The organism is Flavobacterium sp. (assembly GCF_965262375.1).
Taxonomy (GTDB): Bacteria; Bacteroidota; Bacteroidia; order Flavobacteriales; family Flavobacteriaceae; genus Flavobacterium.
Genome location: NZ_OZ253527.1, coordinates 314,120 through 333,123 on the forward strand (window position 1 = coordinate 314,120; position 19,004 = coordinate 333,123).

Consider the following 19,004-nt stretch of genomic DNA (forward strand, 5'->3'; position numbering starts at 1 on the left):
ATTTTAAATTACCTAAGTTTCAACGTTATGATTGATACAATGGCTAATAAAATTCCTACAATCCAAAAACGGGTTACAATTTTACTTTCATGATACCCTTTTTTCTGATAATGATGGTGCAAAGGCGACATCAAAAAGATGCGACGTCCTTCGCCATATTTTTTCTTAGTATATTTAAAATAGGCAACTTGCAACACCACCGATAAATTTTCGGCTAAGAAAATCCCACAAATCACAGGAATCAACATTTCTTTTCGAACCGCAATAGCTAAAACCGCAATGACTCCACCAATAGTCAAACTTCCTGTATCGCCCATAAAAACTGCTGCTGGAAAACTGTTGTACCATAAAAACCCAACCAAGGACCCCACAAATGCGGCGATAAAAACGGTCATTTCCCCAGAATGCGGAATGAACATGATGTTCAAATAATTAGAGAAAATGATATTTCCTGATACAAACGTAAACACTCCAAGTGCGATGACAGAAATAGCTGATGTTCCCGCAGCAAGACCGTCGATACCATCAGTAAGGTTTGCTCCATTAGAAACTGCCGTGATGATAAAAATTACCACAGGAATAAAAATTAACCAAGCATAATCACGGTAGTCATCACCCGCCCATGAAATCAGTTCAGCGTAATCAAATTCGTTGTTTTTAAAGAAAGGAATAGTCGTCGCAGTCGATTTTTCTTCCACCATCATTGGTTTGATGGTATTTTGCATATCGTTGATTTCAATTTTCGCTTTAGCAACCTCTTTACGAACCGTTACTTGTGGATGGAAATACAATACCGCTCCCACAAATACCCCTAAACCTACTTGCCCGAATACTTTAAAAATCCCCTTTAAGCCTTCTTTGTCTTTTTTGAATACTTTGATATAATCATCTAAAAAACCAATTAATCCCATCCAAAGCATAGAAACTATCAACAATATCACATAAATATTATCTAAGCGTGCCAATAACAACACGGGAATCAACGTAGAAAAAATGATAATGATACCTCCCATAGTAGGCGTACCCGCTTTTTGTGTTTGTCCCTCTAGCCCTAATTCGCGCACGGTTTCTCCAATTTGAAGTTTACGCAAATAGCCGATGACTTTTTTCCCATAAATGGTAGAAAGCAATAACGACATAATGATGGCTATAGCCGAACGAAACGTAATATATTGAAATACCCCCGTTCCTGGAACATCAAGTACTTTGTCTAAATATTCGAATAAGTAATATAACATTGTTCTATTTTGTTTAAGGTTCAAGGTTTAAGGTTTCCTCCAATAACTTGGAACATGAAACTTTAAACATTAAACAAATTATTTATTAAACTGTTCTAACATTTCTTTTACAATCTGCATATCATCAAAATCATGACGTACACCGTTGATTTCTTGATAAGTTTCATGTCCTTTGCCAGCAATAAGGATAATATCTCCTCTTTCCGCCATTTGACAAGCCGTTTTAATGGCCTGCTTTCTATCTTGGATAGTGATAAACTTTTTGAAATTTTCAGGCGCTATCCCCGCTTCCATCTCTGACAGAATCACTGCTGGGTCTTCCGTACGTGGGTTATCAGAGGTCAAAATGGCTTGCGTACTCATTTCTGTAGCAATTTTTGCCATGATAGGACGCTTGGTTTTATCTCTGTCTCCACCACAGCCCACAAGAGTAATCAATTGTTCGTTTTTCGTACGAATATCATTGATGGTGTGCAACACATTTTCTAAAGCATCGGGCGTATGTGCATAATCTACAATAGCCGTGATTTTTTCTTTAGAAACAATAAATTGAAATCTCCCCGAAACACTTTCTAATTCTGACAATAAACGTAACGCCTCTAATTTTTCGATGCCTAATTCTACCGCTACACCATAAATAGCCAATAAATTATAGGCATTAAAGTTTCCAATTAACCGTGTCCAAACTTCTTGGTCGTTGATTTTTAATTGCAAGCCTGTCAATTGATTCTCTAAAATAAGTGCTTTATAATCCGCATAGGTTTTCAAAGCATAAGTCAATTTTCTAGCCTGCGTATTTTGTAACATGACTGGCCCATTTTTATCATCGCTATTCACCAAGGCAAAAGCGGTTTTTGGCAAATGGTCGAAAAATGACTTTTTCACATCGCGATACTCTGCAAACGTATCATGATAATCCAAATGGTCATGTGACAAATTAGTAAAAACGCCACCTGCAAAAGTTAAGCCTTCGGTACGTTTTTGATGCACCCCGTGCGAACTCACTTCCATAAAACAATAGGTACAACCTGCTTTTAGCATTTGCTCCATATAATAATTTATAGTCAATGAGTCAGGCGTAGTATGCGTTGCTTTATGTTCAACATCATCTACCATGATTTTTACGGTAGATAATAATCCTACTTTATAACCTGCTTTTTTAAACATTTGGTACAACAACGAAGCAATGGTTGTCTTTCCATTCGTTCCTGTAACTCCTACCAATTGCAATTTTGCCGATGGATTATCGTAATAATTAGTAGCCAAATGCGCTAAAGCTTCATTGGTATCTTTTACTTGCACATAGGTAATTTGCGCTAAAAGATTATTCGGCATAACCTCGCAAACTACCACCGTAGCGCCTAAACTAATCGCTTTATCAATAAACGTGTGTCCGTCAGACAAGGTTCCTTTGATAGCTACAAAGACATCATTGTTCTCAATTTTTCGAGAATCAAAATGAATCTGATTCACTTCCACCTCTGTAGAACCATGAACTGCTTCGATAGCAACTTTATATAAAATGTCTTTTAAATTCATTTACGACAATTCTAATACGATTATATTATTCTTTCTAATAGGCTGTCCTGCCTGAATAGATTGTTTTTTTACTTTTCCAAAACCAACGGCTTTTACCTTCATCCCTAAATTTTCTAACAAGGCTACGGCATCCATGCCTGGCATCCCTTTTAGATTAGGAATTACGGTTGGTTTTTTATTCAATTTATCGTTATAAGTGATATAACTTTTCTCTTGATTTTTAACCTTACGTTGCAATGTTTTAATCACATCCGTGGAAGGCACATCGGTAAATACTTTCTGAGCAATACGCTTAAAAACAGGTCCCGCTACATCCGCTCCATAATAATTATTGTTAGACGTATTCGGTTTGTGAATGACTACAATACAAGAATAGGCTGGATTTTCGGCAGGAAAATAACCTGCGAACGAAGATGCATAATACATGTGTGTATCGCCCTTGTGGTAATTAATCTGTGCTGTACCTGTTTTACCCGCCATCGAAAAATCTTTTGAATACAATTTAGAAGCTGTTCCTCTTTTCACCACATTTTGCAACATCGCACGTACTTTTTTCAAAGTTCCGTCAGAACAAATTCTAGAATTGATTACTTCTGTATCAAAAGTTTTAACAATTTTATTCCATTCTTTTACTTCCTGCACAAATTTTGGTTTCACCATTATCCCGTTATTCGCTACAGCATTGTATAAGGTCAATGTTTGTAAAGGCGTAACCGCAACCCCATAACCCATAGCCATCCAAGGTAATGAAATACGACTCCAACCATTTTCACCAGGTTGTGGAATCCTTGGTCTACCTTCTCCTTTAAAAGGCAAGCCTAAGGACTGATTCAACCCAAAACGGTTGATATGATTAACAAACTGACTTGGGTTTTCTTTGTAATTTTCATACACCGCTTGCACTAACACCGTATTAGAAGACACTTCAAATCCACGAGCTAATGAAATTTTACCATACCCGCCCTCATGCGAATCACGTACTTTTCGGTTACGGTACGTTACTTGTCCGCCATAGGTATTATAAATCTTGCTTGTATCTATTTTTTTATCTTCTAATAACGCTATAACATCCACTAATTTAAAGGTCGAACCAGGTTCGTGCGATTCCGCTACGGCATAATTAATGGTCTCATAATACGACCCATCGCCTGCACGCCCTAAGTTTGAAATCGCTTTGATGTTTCCTGTTTTGGTTTCCATCACCACCGCACAACCGTGTTCCGCTTCGTATAACTCTAATTGTTTAAGCAACGCATGGTGCGCTATATCTTGTATATATACATCTATGGTAGAAACCACATCGTAACCATCTACGGGTTCTACTTCATTATTATCACGAATAGGTTTCCACTGACCTTTAGCTATTTTTTGTTTTAAAACTTTTCCGTCTTTTCCTTTTAAATATTGACCAAAAGCCCCTTCAATACCCACACGCGTTAGCAAACCAGCATCGTTAAAACGTTCGTAACCGATGGTTCTTTCAGCAATTTTACCAATAGGATGTTCACGTACCGTTTCTTGCTCAATGATAATTCCGCCTTTGTAAGCCCCTAGATTGAAAAGAGGAAAACCTTTAATAGTGGCATGTTCGGTATAACTCAATTTGCGTCCCACCAACATATAACGATTCTTGTGTGCACGTGCTTTGCGAAAATCGTTTAGCAAAACACTACTCGATTTTTTTAAAACTACTGCCAATGAATCAGACAATCCTTTAATATGCTTATCAAAATTCTCTTGCGAGGGTGCACAAGCATCAAAACGGATGGTATATTCTGGGATGGAAGTAGCTAACAAACTCCCGTCAGAAGAATACACATTACCACGATTAGCCGGAATTACGAAGTTTTTGATAGTACGCTCTTGTGCTAATTTTCGATAATAATCTCCTTCAACCCACTGGATATTGGTTAGCTTAATAGCAACAGCTGATGACATCATCAAAATGACGAATGCCACCACATAAATACGTTTTAATATGTTTCTGTCTTCTACTGCCATAGCTTTTCCCAAGCCGATTTTTCTTTTGCTACTTTAATTTTTTTTGGAGGAACTGATGACGGCACAATTTGTAATTTTGCCATTTTATCCGCTACATTCGACTCCATTTTTATTTTCATTAATTCCGAACGTCTGTCTACAAATTCAGACCGTAGTTCTTTTACTTCATTATTCAATTCAGCAATTCGGAACACCTTTTTTTCATAACTATGCGTATTTGCAATCATAACAATAGCCAAAACCAACAAATACAGGATGAAAATCCAGTTTTTGGAGGCGTCTTCATTCAGAAGATAACGCGCTTTTAGTATGTTGAAAATTTTATTTTTCATTGTAAAAGCTATCGATTACATCTTTTCTGCAATGCGCAATTTGGCACTACGTGCTCTATTATTTATCTTAATTTCTTCTTCTGTAGGCACTATCAATTTCCCTATAGATTTGAAAGGCACTTCAAAACGACCAAACATATCACGCTCAGGCTCTCCTTCAAACATACCGTTTTTAACAAAACGCTTCACCAATCTATCTTCTAACGAATGATACGAAATCACACTCAAACGACCGCCCACATTTAAAACTTCTAAAGATTGTTCTAAAAACTCTTTTAAAACCTCCATTTCTTGGTTCACTTCTATACGGATAGCCTGATAAATTTGTGCTAAAATTTTATTCGCTTTATGTCCTGGCAAATGTTTAGCTAGTACCTGCTTTAAATCTTCCGTATTCACGATACGTTCTTGGTCTCTAGATTCAATGATGGTTCTAGCCAAGGCAGAAGCATTTTTCAACTCACCATATTCGAAAAAAATACGACGTAAATTGATATCGTCGTACTCGTTTACTACTGTGTATGCGCTTAATTCACTTTTTTGATTCATTCGCATATCAAGAGCTCCATCAAAACGAGTAGAAAATCCTCTTTCGGGCACATCAAACTGATGAGAGGAAACACCAAAATCACCTAAAATCCCATCTACTTTACGAATCCCATGAAAGCGAAGGAAATTTTTTAAAAATCTAAAATTCTCCTTTATTAAGGTAAATCTCGGGTCGTCTATAGCATTCGCCCAAGCATCTTCATCTTGGTCAAAGGCAAACAATTTTCCATTAGGACCTAATCGAGATAAAATTTCTCTCGAATGCCCACCACCACCAAAGGTTACATCTACATATATGCCATCCGGTTTGATATTCAAACCATCTACCGTCTCTTTTAATAAAACCGGATTATGATATTCCATTGTCATCAAAATTTAAATCCCCCATTACTTCCTCAGCCAAATCTGCAAAATCAATTTCTGCATCATCAATAGCTTTATCATACAACTCTTTATCCCAAATCTCCAAGATATTCACCGCTGAAGACAAGACTACATTGCTTGTAATATTTGCAAAAACCGCCAAATCCTTAGGCACTAACAAACGTCCTGTTGCATCAATTTCCACCATACGAACCCCCGCTGTAAAACGACGGATAAAATCGTTATGCTTTTTATTGAAACGATTCAGCTTGTTAATTTTTTGCATCATTACGTTCCATTCACTCATAGGATATAACTCCAAACATTGCTGAAAAACAGAGCGTTTTAGCACGAATCCATCCTGCAACGATGCGGCCAATTGATTCTTGAGAGCCACCGGTAACATTAACCTGCCCTTAGCATCTGCCTTACATTCATATGTTCCTACTATGGTATTCAAGGAGTTACACTTTGTAGTGAATAATGACAAAGATAGAAATATTTTTACCACATTTTACCACAAACTACCACTTTGTTGATAAATTATAAAAAAAAAGAAAAGGAAGCGTATGCTTCCTTTTCTTTTTCAAAGAATAAAACCTATAAAAACTAGTAGATCGCCTTAAAACTTGAAATTTCTAAACTCAAATAAAATTCAGTTTTGACACCCGCTTCATTTTCACCCTGAATCCTTAAAGGTTCTGAATCCGTGAATAACCAATCACATTTACATTTATCATATTTATTTTTAATCTTACTAAAAGGAACAAAAAAATAAACATCTTGTCCACGCAAATTAGCCTTATAATAAATTTTTTCGTCATCAAAATTGATTTGCTTCAAGGAAACATAACTGAATTTTCTAGTGTTTTCAGACGATTTAGAACCATTACCCCATACTTTAACGAGATCAAAATTTGAAGGAGCAACATCATCCACAAAAGTATCAACTATATCCATTACTCTAAATCTTGCATCAAAAGATTTGAAAGGTTTAGGTCTAAAAAAAGCTTTTTTATATTTGGCTCCTAGAACCGTTACAAATTTTTTATTATCCTTCAATGTACGTAACGTATAAGAAACAGGAACCCCTGGGTTGTCCTTACCAAACTTTCCTCCCTCAGCAACTAAACTTTTCAAATCAGCCAAAGAGCCTATATTTGTAGCCGCTGATCCGGCACCTCCTCCAACAACAGTTGATTTAATTGAAGAGGAACTTGATATTTTAGAAAATTCCACTTCAGCGTTTGCCGTAAATTGACCACCAAATTTAAACATTGCTTGTAAAGAAGCTTTGACCTCTGTTGCACTCATTGATGACTCAACCGTTAAGAAAATTTGACGCCCAAAAGTTACAGAAGAGACATAAACCGGAGTCTTCCCTTTGAAAACCTCAGGATTTAGTTCACCTTTAAAAAAATCAGAAGGACTATTAGGCAAATCTAAATCTAATGTATAATAAATCTGCTTAAATTTAAAAACTGTTCTTGATATTTTACCTCTTTTAGAAAAATCAAAACTCCCTTTAATACTACCAATCCCACCTTCATACGCAGCACCTAAAGCAATGCGTAATTGATTTTCGTCATGCACTTCTGTTATATCATAAGTCATATTTGCTGGTGGCACATCAAAATCTTGTGAAATTAAATTATTAACTGCCGCCCTCACCGTAGATAATTTTGGATTTTCCACATTAACTGACACTTCTTGCCCCGAACCATTTAAAGATGTTGAAATTATTATATTGTTACGATCCACTGCAATAGGTTCGTAGCGTGCATCTAAGACACTCTGTCCGTCAAATAAAGCTCCAGGATAAAAAATATCTGATTTAGTATCCAACAAATTCAACTCTGGTATATCATCAGCTTCCTCATAAGACTGCTCATAGAACAAGTTCTCAGCATCTTCACCTACATTAACAGGATCTCCAATAGGTATGGGAGCTTGAATAGGTGGATTTTCTAAATCATTTAATTTAGCAACTACTTCATTATTAGCTTCATCCGAGGCTCCTTTTGGAAGACTATATGCATCCACATTATCAGCTTCGCAAGACAATAAAAGTGAAGCCATTAAAAACAAATAATATCTAATATTCATTACACACATTTTAAATTAAAAAATAAAAAATTATTCATAAATAGGCTCATAATTCAGTACCGTTATATAAGCAGAATATGAAGAAAGTCCTCCATTATACGACCCTTTTACCTGAATACCTGGATCAGGAAAAACAGCACCGCTTTTAGTTTCATAATATTTCTTAAATAACTCTTCATTATCAATAGAAAAAGTCAATTTTCCAGTAATAAAAACACTTTTACTCCTGAATACAATTTTTCCATTTTCATAAGATACGTTTAATAAATATTCATTTTTCCTCACATCTGTATCTTTGGTAGAAACCAATTCTGAGCCAATAAATTTATCTAATGCAAAAGGACTACACCCAATTTCATATCCAAAAGTATCCTCAACTTTATTTAATCGCACAACACAATTAAATGCTTTAGGCTTTCTAGGTCTAGCAATAGCCTTTTTAAATTTAGCCCCTAATACCGTTACAAATTTCTTATTCTCTTTCAAAGTTCTTAAAGTATATGATATAGCAACTCCTGGATTACTTTTACCAAATTTACCACCATCAGAAACCAAAGTTTTTAAATCAGCTAGAGAACCAATATTTGAAGCCGCAGATCCTGCTCCACCACCAACTACAACTGATTTGATAGATGATTTAGAAGACAATTTATTAAATTCAGCTTCAGCAGATGCCGAAAACTGACCAACAGATGAACTAAACATCCCTTGTAACGAAGCTTTAACCTCAAGAGCACTCATTGATGACTCAACCATTAAATAAATTTGACGACCGTAAGTCACCGAAGAAACATAAACAGGCGTTTTCCCTTTAAAAATTGAGGATTCCAAAGGAGAAGTAAAAAAGTCAGCAGGAGTTTTAGGCAAGTCTAAATCTAACGTATAATATATTTGCTTAAATTTAAAAACTGTTCTTGAAACCTTGCTACGTTTAGAAAAATCAAAACTACCTTTAATACTCCCAATTCCTCCTTCATAGGCCGCACCTAAAGCAATGCGCAACTGATTTTCATCGTGAACCTCAGATATATCATAGCTCATATTAGCAGGAGGCACATCAAAATCTTGTGTAATTAATTTATTTACAGCTTGCCTTACGGTTGACAATTTAGGATTTTCAACTTCTGTAGTAACAACATTTCCGGAACCATTTAATGAAGTAGAAATTGTGATTTTATTACGTGGCACAACAATAGGTTCATAACGAGCATCTAAAACACTTTGCCCATCAAACAAAGCACCCGGATAAAAAATATCAGACTTAGAGTCTAATAAATTAACTTCAGGAATGGCATCTGCCTCTTCTGTTAACTGTTCTAGATATTCATAATTATCATCCTGATCAACAACAACCGGATCCCCTATAGAAATTGGAGGCTTAGGAGTTGGAGTAATCAAATCTTCCAGAGTTTTAAAAAGACTGTTATTATCTTCTACTGGTGTTGCATCCTGAGACGTTCGATCGATACTGACAGAATCTGCTTCGCAACCAAGCATGGTCAGCACAAAAAGTGAGAATAAAATTTTCTTCATATTAAAAAATTTGGGTTGTCAAAGTAAGCACAACTTTCACAACTTACCTTAGCTTTTTTAACAAAAGATTAATAGAAATATTTCTACAAAACTGAGAAACAAAAGAATTCAAAAAGAGTATAAGTTTGCACATCCCAAATTTTAAAAATTAGCCTAATGAAAAAATTTACAATTGCATTATTGATTTTAAGCAGTTTAAACTTTGTAACTGCACAAACAAGAAAACCAACAAAAAACGCCGTACCTACTAAAACAGAAATAACAAAAAAACCTGAAACAATAACAACTAAAGAGGAAATCGTTACTGAAAAAATAATCGAAAAAAATCCAGTAGTTGTTTCTAATATAGAAGTTAGTCCTAATAAAGAAATAGAAAAACCAGCAAAAGCTTTTGAGAAGGGTAATAAAACGATAGCTTTTAGTTTAATTTACAACTCAAAAAAGACGACCAAAACGGTAGACGGAAAAATAACAGAAAGCAGTGCTGAGCCGAGTATTACATTTGCCCCTCAATTTCACTATTCAATAAGTGACAATTTTCAATTAGGAGCAAAATTAAGTTTTTACAGTAAGAGCTCAACAGATAATTCGAATGAGGCAAATTCTCAAAAAACAGATGAAAGTACAAATAGCTACTTACTATCTGCAAGATATATTCCATTAAACAAAACTAGATATTTTGTAAATATGGATTTAGATGCGGGAGTTGTTGGATCGAAATCTAACACAAACGATATCGCAACAAGTTTTAATACAAAAGGAACTAGAGCAACCTTATCTATAGGTGCAGGTTATTTTATAACCAAAAAACTAGCACTGACAGTAGGTTTAAATGATATAATACAGTATAACGACTATACCATAACATATCAAAACAACAATCAAACTCATAAAACTAAATTCGAAACCAATATAGGAAATATACAGAGTATATTTATGATTGACACTTTTGGACTTATGTATAAATTCTAATATAAAAAAGCCTCATAGTTGTACAATTATGAGGTCCTTTTTTTAAAATCTCTCCGTTTAACTTTCTTTACTGCGCTCATGAAATTAAAAAAAACCATATTAGCCTTTTCCTTACTCTTAATTATTTCCTGCCAAAAGGAAGATGAATTATCACCTTTAACACCTCAGGAAGGAACACTAATTCAAAACACTAATTGCACAGAAAAAGTAAACAAACAAACCTCAACTGATTTAGCAGATGCAACTTTTGACATAAACAAACAAAAGCCTATTACTTTACCTGTGTATTTTCATATTCTATACAGTGGTAAAACCCCAACGGTAACAGCAAAAGACATTGAACTGCAAATGACGGAACTAAACAAATGTTTTAGTGGCAAAGCAACGGGCGCAGCAAAATTAGCCAATGTAAGGTTTGAAAACGTACGCTCTAAAGATACCAAAATACGATTTATCCTAGAAGGTATACGTTTTAAAAAAACAAATAGTAATGTATGGTCAGGTTTAAAAATATTCAAAAAATACTCAGATGCAAAAAATGAATCTGAAGGGGGATCACGTCCTTATTCACCAGAAAAAACGATTAACGTTTGGGTGCTGGAAGGTATGATTCTTGACAAAACTTACAACCCAAACGATAAAGCATTTACATTAGGAAAATCATCCAGTCCATTTGATGCTGAAAATCTTGATTATGACGGTATATTACTAAGCAATTTAGGACTTCCTAATGCACAGGAAAAAACCAGAACATTCATAAATCCATTTACCAATGAAAAGAAAACAATATCAGCAAGGCTAGGTAGAGCTCTACCACACGAAGTAGGTCATTATTTAGGTTTAGACCATTTACTTGGCCCACTTGATATACCTTGTGGTGATGATGACATAGAAGATACTCCACCTGCTCAAAAACTTCATTCAGGTAAACCACTACTCCCCTTTACTGAAAAATGCGATGGCAAAGCAAACTTTCAAATGTTTATGAACATGATGGATTATACAGACGATGAAATTCGATATATGTTTACCAAAGGGCAGGTAAATGAAATGTGGAAACTTTGCTTTTATGGAACAGATGCGAAACGTAAGAAAATGATAGAATGAAAAGAATTGTAAAAATATTTCTAATATCTTTTTATATTCTTTCCTGCCAAAAGGAAGATGAGCTCACCGTTTTTGAAACAAACCAACCCCTAATAGGTAACTGTAAAGTACTACCACAAAAAGGAACAGAAAAAAACAACAAACCAGACGAAGATATTTTTAATTTAGAGAATATGAAAACGGTTACCATACCCGTTTACTTTCACATTTTATATAATTCAAAAATCCCTCAAATAACAAGTTCTGATATTAGAGCACAAATGGATGCCTTGAATAAAGCGTTTAGTGGGAAGGATCATGGAGGTTCACCTTTAATCAATGTAATTTTCAACAGTGTAAAAACCAAAGACACAAAAATCCGTTTTGTACTCGAAGAGGCGGAAGCAAAACATACAAATCAAAAAATTTGGTCGTTTTGGAATGATTTTAAAAAATATCCCAATCCAAGAAAAAAATCAGAAGGTGGTTTAGATCCTGTAAATCCATGGAAAAATTTAAATATTTGGGTAATAGATGGTCTTATAGTAGTTGATGAAAATGATGTTCTTCCCACTAGCAGCATAAATCTAGGATTAAGCTCAAATCCCATTGACGCAGGAGCTGAGTGGGATGGTATAGCTATTAACAGTGTTACGTTCCCAGAGACAAATAGAGGTATTAGAGCTTTCCTAAACCCGATAAGCGGAAAAATAAAAACGATGAAGGACCAAAAAGGAAAAAACTTAGTACATGAAGTAGGCCATTACCTCGGCTTACATCATCTAATAGGAAAAGAAGAAATGCCTTGTGGTGATGACTTTGTGGCTGATACCCCTCCAGCAGAGAAACTTCATAAAGGCACATTTAAACTACCATTCAAAGAGACCTGCAATGGCAAAAGCAACTATCAAATGGTTGTTAACTACATGGATTATTCAGACGAAAGTATGCTATACATATTTACAAAAGGGCAAACGGAAAGAATGTGGAGACAAAGTTTTTGGGGTAAAAATGCGGAACGAAAATTAATGGCAGCAACACTTCCAAAATAAGTGTTTCGATTACAAATAGTTAAAATATAGAATATGATTAGAAACTACATTAAAAACACATCAATATTAGCTTTAACTTGTTTACAATTGTCATGTAACAAAGAACAACTTACCGAACAACCTACCGAACAAGATCAAAATATAAAAGGGAATGAGTTTTGTCTTACAGACAAGATTAACAACGAATCAACGGAGCGAAAAATTGATCCTTGGGTGGAGTATGATTATAACCCAACCAAAATATACCCAAAATCAGTACGAAAAATAGGTTTAATTTTCAATATTCTTGAAACTGCAAAAACTAAAAAAATAACGGATGCACAGGTTCAAAAACAAGTAGATATATTGAATCAAAATTTCAAAGGAGAGGATCCTGAAATCCCTTTTAATCTTCCATTACCTTTCATTCGATTTGGGATGTCTGAACCTTCCGGAATAAGTTTTTTTGTTAAAAAAATAAATCGAAAAACTACGCGTATAAAAGTTTGGGATGCTAACGGCAACGACTATAAACTGGGTGATGGGATTATGGGCGGAAATGGTAACTTCTACCTAAACATCTGGATTTTAGACGCAATTTCTGATCCGTCACTTGATGATGATGAAGAAATAACAGGATTTGCGATCAACCCAGGGGTTGACAACAGTTCTAGTAAATCAGATTTTGGTGTGGTGACAACCAGAGAAATTTTCTTCTATGAAAAAGAGTCTCATATAACTTACAAAACGCACAACCGATCTAAAACACTAACACACGAAGTGGGTCATTGTTTAGGCTTGTACCACATGACAGGAGTAGATAGTAAATTTAATGAGGTAAATTGTGGTGACGATAAAGTTAGTGACACCCCTACTCAGGCATATTTTCATTATGATTATTTAAAATATCCTTATTTTGACAATTGTCACGGTCAAAACTTCAATCAGATGTTTATGAACTATATGGATTATACTCCTCATGATGTAAGATGTTTTTTCACCAACGGACAAATCAATAGAATGAGATACTTTTTCCAAAAAGGAAAATATAATAGTGAATTAGGAACAAAAAAATAAAATGAAAAAAAAACTTATTCTTGCGTCTATATCCTTAGTTTTAAGCTGTAATTCAGCAGATGAAATAAATACAACAACTAAAAGTTACGATACTAAATCCAAGGCGTTAAGTGTAGAAGAAATACGCTTGAATGTCATTAAAACAATGGATCAACTTGTTCCATTCAAAAAACCATCGCCTATTACAAATAAAAGAACTGTAGAAGAACAAGGTTTTATAGTATATGAGCATTTTACAGGTATAGAAGAGTACTGTAAAAAAAACAATATTACACTCACACTTCGAAATGCAGGGAAACATACTATTTCAAGAATCAAAAATGGAAACCCGTGCAAAGGTCATGATGTATTAGATAAATCAATAAAAGAAAGAAGAACAAGTTACACGTACAATATCAAAGATTCGGAATTTGAAAAGCTCAAAGGTTTTATAGGACATCGTGAAAAAGATGATCAAAGCGAAATACCTGAACTCAAAAAAGTATGGACCGTAACTAATGAAGAAAAAAGTGCCCTAGTTGAGCTTAATAAAACAAAAAACACCAAAAGTCTTTACACAGGAGATTACGATATGCATGATTTACTAAAAAAAAACATTCGAATATTAGCAAACACTCCTGAAGAACTTTCAACTATTAATCAACTAACCACTGCTGCTTTATTTAGCGATACAGAGCGACTAAAAAAAACCAATAACCATTTGGGAAGAAGACATAGTTCACCATATTCAACTATTAGGCACGGAGCTCAAACCAACTACCTGAGCTATTTAATTGCACACCCTGGAGAACTCAAATCAGTTAACGATCCTGAATTATTACCCTATGAAAATGCTGTCCTTAACATAGATGGAAAACTTTTAGCGATAACAGCAAAAGGGAGCTATATTTTAAATTCAATAGAAGAGGTCTACAACTTTTATAAATCAGAAGGTATTTTACAACAAATCCCGCCTTACTACTTCTTCAACTATATTCGTAGTAAAAATGCTTTAAAAAATGAAATTCCGATCTATACAAATTATATAAACAAATTACTTTTGAAATAATTTATTTACACTTAAGAAATCATAAAACATTATATTTGCATAAAAAATTAAAGTGGAGCACTTAATAGAAGACGGCAAGTACAAATATTTCGAAGCAGGAGAAGGGACTCCAATTGTTATTTTACACGGTTTGATGGGAGGTTTAAGTAATTTTGGCGGAGTAGCCGAATACTTTCCCAGCAAAGGATACAAAGTGGTTATCCCTGAACTGCCCTTATACACACAAAACATATTAAAAACCAATGTAAAAGCATTTGCAGTTTACCTTAAAAATTTCATCGATTACAAAGGGTATGACCGGGTGGTTTTAGTTGGAAACTCATTAGGAGGACATATAGGATTATATTTCACAAAGCTTTTTCCTGAAAAAGTTTGTGGATTAGTGATTACCGGTAGCTCTGGCTTATACGAAAGCGCTATGGGCGAAAGCTATCCGAAACGTGGGGATTACGAATACATCAAGAAAAAAGCGCAAGATGTGTTTTACAATCCAGAGGTTGCCACTAAGGAAATTGTAGATGAAGTGTATGCTACCGTAAACGACCGTATCAAACTTTTAAAAACCTTAACGATTGCCAAAAGTGCTATTCGCCACAATATGGCAAAAGACTTGCCAAAAATGCATGTCCCTACGGGTATCATTTGGGGCAAACAAGATAAAGTAACCCCTCCAGATGTAGCCGAAGAATTCCATCGCTTACTCCCTAATTCTACCTTATATTGGATAGACCAATGCGGTCATGCCGCCATGATGGAACATCCTGACGAATTCAACAGAATTCTGGAAGAATGGTTAGCAACCAAAGCAGAACATAAACATTAATGATTTCCCCTTTTTCTTGAAAGGGGAATTTGTTTTATATTACAATAAGTATCTTATGAAAATCAATACCGCCGAGTTTATAGTCAGTAATTCCGTAGTGAGCAAATGCCCACAAGACCGTATTCCTGAATATGCATTTATTGGAAGGTCCAATGTTGGAAAATCTTCCTTAATCAATATGCTAACAAATCATAAAAACTTAGCAAAAACCTCGTCGCGTCCTGGAAAAACCCAATTAATCAATCACTTTAAAATCAATAACAATTGGTTTTTAGTGGATTTACCGGGTTATGGTTACGCGAGAGTTTCTAAAAAAACGAAGGAAATTTTCCAGAAATTCATTACTGATTATTTTGAAAAAAGAGAACAATTAGTATGTGCCTTTGTATTAATTGACATCCGTCATGAAGCTCAAAAAATCGATATTGAGTTTATCAATTATTTAGGAGAAGCAGGTGTTCCTTTTTGCATCATTTTCACCAAAGCTGATAAAATTAGCAAAGGAAAAACCGAACAACATGTTGCGGCCTACCGCAAAGCATTACTAGCGAACAACTGGGAAGAAATGCCACAACACTTTGTAACCTCTTCTTTAGATGCTGTGGGACGTGATGAAGTATTAAATTACATTGACAGTGTAAATCAGGAAATATTCAGTAATGATGATTTTGTATAATCGTTAGTACAACACTTACAAAAAAAGGAATCTTCACGGATTCCTTTTTTTGTTTAACTATTTCTTAGAACTATTTTTGCAATTCTAACTTCTCAGCAAAATACTCACAGAAATCACGCATCGTAGCACTCATTTTTTCATCAGCAGTAGCACGCTCAAATGTATCTGCCATTGCTACTAAAGTTTGGTGGAAAAACACTTTCATTTCATCCACAGGCATATCTTTAGTCCATAAATCAATGCGCATGGTTTCTTTAGCATTACTATCCCAAATATTCAACATGATAGCTTTTGCTTCTTCATTAGCTACGCCACCGTCTTTAGCCGTCCAATGTAATTTTTCTGGCACATGATTCTCGTCTAATGAAATTTTAAAATTAATATCTGAGGTTTTTACTATTGACATTTTAGATTTTAGATTTTAGATTTTAGATTTTAGATTTCTGAATTCAACAAAAAACCAAACTCCGAATCTTGATTTATATTTATTACTATTTTCTCGATTACTATATTCCACTCAGTACAGCAACTGAGCACTGAACACTGATTACTGAACACTAATTCTTAACTGGCTTGTATTTTGATTTTTGGAAGATTTCTTTAGCATCCTTAGTCATCAACTCTGCCACTGAAACCTCATTATTATCCATATAGGCTTTAACAATCTGCCAACCTATCCAGGTAGCCACTCTAGGAGGGGTTTGATTATCACTTTCAAGTCCAAATTTTGAAAAAGGCCCTGGCGCAATTAATTTGGTTACCAACATTGGATTTGTATCATACAACAACTTCTCCTCCACCATAAAGCGCCACATATTTTCATCATTCTCTTCACACCATTTCAACTCTTCTGTGGTATAACACATTTTATCTTCATCAGAAACCTTAGGCAACAACACCTCTTTTAAATACAATTTCTTACCCGCATAAATCATCTGTGAAAGAAAATCTCTATCCGTTGGTGGTTTTACTTTAGTAAACGCAATCGCATCCACCACATCAGGCATCATTTGCGCAGGTTCAAACGTTTTTTTCATGAAATCAGGAAATTCATAAAACTTATGTTCTTTCCCTAAATACAATTCTAAAGAAATAATTAAAACCTTTTTTTGAGGCGAATAGATTACTTTGTATTCTGGGTCCATATCCTGAATTACAGTAACCACTTTAGGCACTTGCGTTTTTGGAAAATAAAACTGTAAGTACTTAAAAATACTTTCCAGATTCTCTTTTTCCAAATCAAAATTACTATATCTTTTTTGCACCTCAGCATACAACTGACGCCACATTGGATTTTGCATTTTATCCATCAAAAAGCGTTCGTCAATTCCTTGAGGGAAAAAATCAGGATATTGCGCTTTCAATTTTGGCAAATCTTGTGGTTTAGACTCAAAAAAAGCTTGGTCATAACGGTCAACAGTTACCGCAAGTTTAATTTCTTCTGCTTCGGCTTTCACTTTGTCATTCTTCTTACACGAAAACAAGGTTAATCCCAATAAAGCTATGGTGAAAAATTTCTTCATCTATTCAATTTTATCGTTCTCATTTTGAAGAAACGAAATGGATTTAAATTTATTATTTTTGCAAATATACATTCGTTTTTAATACTATCATCGTTATGCAAAAAATAAGCACTATTAATGTAGAGAAAGTTAATTCCCATATTGTGAACTGGCTTAAAACTTATGCCGAAAATGCCAAAGTAAATGGTTTTGTGATTGGAATTTCTGGAGGAATAGACTCCGCTTTAACTTCTACACTTTGTGCACAAACTGGTTTCCCTACCTTATGTGTAGAAATGCCGATACATCAAGCTCCTAGTCATGTGAATAGAGCTTACGAACACATCAACCAACTTAAAGAACGTTTCCCGAATGTATCCGATACCCGTGTAGACTTGACCCCTGTTTTTGAAACTTTTAAATCAGAAGTCCCAAGCTCGGATAATGACGCCAAACTACACCTTTCTTTAGCCAACACCCGTTCGCGTTTGCGTATGGTCTCGTTATACTATTTGGCAGGTTTACATGGTTATTTAGTTGCAGGAACTGGTAACAAGGTAGAAGATTTTGGAGTAGGTTTCTTTACTAAATATGGCGATGGCGGTGTCGATGTAAGTCCGATAGCTGATTTATTAAAAAGTGATGTACGCGCTTTAGCAAAATATGTGGGCGTACCTCAATCGATATTAGAAGCCAAACCTACCGATGGATTATTTGGCGATGACCGCAGCGACGAAGACCAATTAGGCGCCAATTACGAAGAGTTAGAATGGGCAATGGCACAAATGGAAGCTGGGAAAAAGTCAGAAAATTTTGAAGGTAGAGAAAAACAAGTATTCGATATTTACAAACGTTTAAATACCATCAACCAACACAAAATGCATCCGATTCCAGTATGTGTGATTCCTGAGGAGTATAAATAAGCAACTTCGATTTTTATCACTCACATAGTGACTTGATATAATAATTGGGATTCAAAATGTTATTTTGAATCCCAAAATAGGCATCTACAAAGATGTCGCTTACAAGACAAAAGCCTTCCACAATTATGCACTTCCATTTATTTCTACAAAAAGTAAGAATTTATGGCATATTTTTTGAAACCTATTTTTAAGGAACCCAAACGAA

The 19,004-nt window shown here is 34.9% G+C and carries 18 protein-coding genes; 8 read left to right on the forward strand and 10 right to left on the reverse strand.

All coding sequences use genetic code 11. The features are described from left to right. Positions 1 to 8: 8 nt before the first annotated feature. The 8 genes from mraY to ACQY29_RS01495 all read right to left on the reverse strand — a co-directional run bounded on the left by mraY (position 9) and on the right by ACQY29_RS01495 (position 9,661). Entirely contained in the window at positions 9 to 1,238 is a 1,230-nt protein-coding gene (mraY, locus tag ACQY29_RS01460) for a phospho-N-acetylmuramoyl-pentapeptide-transferase (protein ID WP_428223492.1), read from the reverse strand. A gap of 78 nt (positions 1,239 to 1,316) precedes the next feature. Beyond that, positions 1,317 to 2,777 (reverse strand): UDP-N-acetylmuramoyl-L-alanyl-D-glutamate--2,6-diaminopimelate ligase, encoded by a 1,461-nt coding sequence (locus ACQY29_RS01465; RefSeq protein WP_428223493.1) that lies wholly within the window; start codon positions 2,775 to 2,777, stop codon positions 1,317 to 1,319. Continuing rightward, the gene (locus tag ACQY29_RS01470) at positions 2,778 to 4,778 is read right to left on the reverse strand and encodes a penicillin-binding protein (RefSeq protein WP_428223494.1); all 2,001 of its coding nucleotides are present in this window, start codon (positions 4,776 to 4,778) and stop codon (positions 2,778 to 2,780) included. It abuts the gene before it with no gap. Continuing rightward, entirely contained in the window at positions 4,769 to 5,110 is a 342-nt protein-coding gene (locus ACQY29_RS01475) for an FtsL-like putative cell division protein (protein WP_428223495.1), read from the reverse strand. The genes ACQY29_RS01470 and ACQY29_RS01475 overlap by 10 nt, the downstream gene beginning before the upstream one ends. 15 nt (positions 5,111 to 5,125) lie before the next feature. Continuing rightward, the gene (rsmH, locus tag ACQY29_RS01480) at positions 5,126 to 6,034 is read right to left on the reverse strand and encodes a 16S rRNA (cytosine(1402)-N(4))-methyltransferase RsmH (protein ID WP_428225857.1); all 909 of its coding nucleotides are present in this window, start codon (positions 6,032 to 6,034) and stop codon (positions 5,126 to 5,128) included. After that, on the reverse strand, positions 6,009 to 6,482 hold the full coding sequence (gene mraZ / locus ACQY29_RS01485) for a division/cell wall cluster transcriptional repressor MraZ (RefSeq protein ID WP_428223496.1): 474 nt from the start codon (positions 6,480 to 6,482) through the stop codon (positions 6,009 to 6,011). Before mraZ ends, rsmH begins: the two co-directional genes overlap by 26 nt. Before the next feature lie 149 nt (positions 6,483 to 6,631). Beyond that, a complete protein-coding gene (locus ACQY29_RS01490; protein ID WP_428223497.1) occupies positions 6,632 to 8,128 on the reverse strand; it encodes a thiol-activated cytolysin family protein in 1,497 nt (498 codons plus the stop codon). A 30-nt stretch (positions 8,129 to 8,158) separates the two neighbouring features. Next, positions 8,159 to 9,661, reverse strand: coding sequence for a thiol-activated cytolysin family protein (locus ACQY29_RS01495; protein ID WP_428223498.1), 1,503 nt, complete (start codon positions 9,659 to 9,661; stop codon positions 8,159 to 8,161). A gap of 156 nt (positions 9,662 to 9,817) precedes the next feature. Between ACQY29_RS01495 and ACQY29_RS01500 the strand changes: the two genes are divergently transcribed. The 7 genes from ACQY29_RS01500 to yihA all read left to right on the forward strand — a co-directional run bounded on the left by ACQY29_RS01500 (position 9,818) and on the right by yihA (position 16,374). After that, positions 9,818 to 10,633 (forward strand): outer membrane beta-barrel protein, encoded by an 816-nt coding sequence (locus ACQY29_RS01500; RefSeq protein WP_428223499.1) that lies wholly within the window; start codon positions 9,818 to 9,820, stop codon positions 10,631 to 10,633. A gap of 78 nt (positions 10,634 to 10,711) precedes the next feature. Continuing rightward, positions 10,712 to 11,740 carry a M43 family zinc metalloprotease gene (locus tag ACQY29_RS01505; RefSeq protein ID WP_428223500.1) on the forward strand — a complete coding sequence of 343 codons (1,029 nt, stop codon included), beginning with the start codon at positions 10,712 to 10,714 and terminating at the stop codon, positions 11,738 to 11,740. Beyond that, positions 11,737 to 12,771: a M43 family zinc metalloprotease gene (locus tag ACQY29_RS01510; RefSeq protein ID WP_428223501.1), complete on the forward strand. Its 1,035-nt coding sequence runs from the start codon at positions 11,737 to 11,739 to the stop codon at positions 12,769 to 12,771. The genes ACQY29_RS01505 and ACQY29_RS01510 overlap by 4 nt, the downstream gene beginning before the upstream one ends. A gap of 33 nt (positions 12,772 to 12,804) precedes the next feature. Beyond that, on the forward strand, positions 12,805 to 13,827 hold the full coding sequence (locus ACQY29_RS01515) for a M43 family zinc metalloprotease (protein WP_428223502.1): 1,023 nt from the start codon (positions 12,805 to 12,807) through the stop codon (positions 13,825 to 13,827). Position 13,828: 1 nt separating this feature from the next. Further along, positions 13,829 to 14,875: a hypothetical protein gene (locus ACQY29_RS01520; protein ID WP_428223503.1), complete on the forward strand. Its 1,047-nt coding sequence runs from the start codon at positions 13,829 to 13,831 to the stop codon at positions 14,873 to 14,875. A gap of 52 nt (positions 14,876 to 14,927) precedes the next feature. Then, positions 14,928 to 15,698 carry an alpha/beta fold hydrolase gene (locus ACQY29_RS01525; protein ID WP_428223504.1) on the forward strand — a complete coding sequence of 257 codons (771 nt, stop codon included), beginning with the start codon at positions 14,928 to 14,930 and terminating at the stop codon, positions 15,696 to 15,698. Between the two features lie 55 nt (positions 15,699 to 15,753). Then, positions 15,754 to 16,374: a ribosome biogenesis GTP-binding protein YihA/YsxC gene (yihA, locus tag ACQY29_RS01530; protein WP_428223505.1), complete on the forward strand. Its 621-nt coding sequence runs from the start codon at positions 15,754 to 15,756 to the stop codon at positions 16,372 to 16,374. Positions 16,375 to 16,444: 70 nt separating this feature from the next. Here yihA and gldC read toward each other — a convergent pair whose 3' ends face one another. Next, positions 16,445 to 16,780 carry a gliding motility protein GldC gene (gldC, locus tag ACQY29_RS01535; RefSeq protein ID WP_428223506.1) on the reverse strand — a complete coding sequence of 112 codons (336 nt, stop codon included), beginning with the start codon at positions 16,778 to 16,780 and terminating at the stop codon, positions 16,445 to 16,447. Positions 16,781 to 16,931: 151 nt separating this feature from the next. Then, complete coding sequence (gene gldB, locus ACQY29_RS01540) at positions 16,932 to 17,897, reverse strand: gliding motility lipoprotein GldB (RefSeq protein ID WP_428223507.1); 966 nt, start codon at positions 17,895 to 17,897, stop codon at positions 16,932 to 16,934. A gap of 95 nt (positions 17,898 to 17,992) precedes the next feature. On the opposite strand from gldB, the gene nadE reads away from it, so the two are divergent. Continuing rightward, positions 17,993 to 18,799, forward strand: a complete 807-nt coding sequence (gene nadE, locus ACQY29_RS01545) for an NAD(+) synthase (protein WP_428223508.1) — start codon at positions 17,993 to 17,995, stop codon at positions 18,797 to 18,799. Positions 18,800 to 19,004 lie beyond the last annotated feature (205 nt).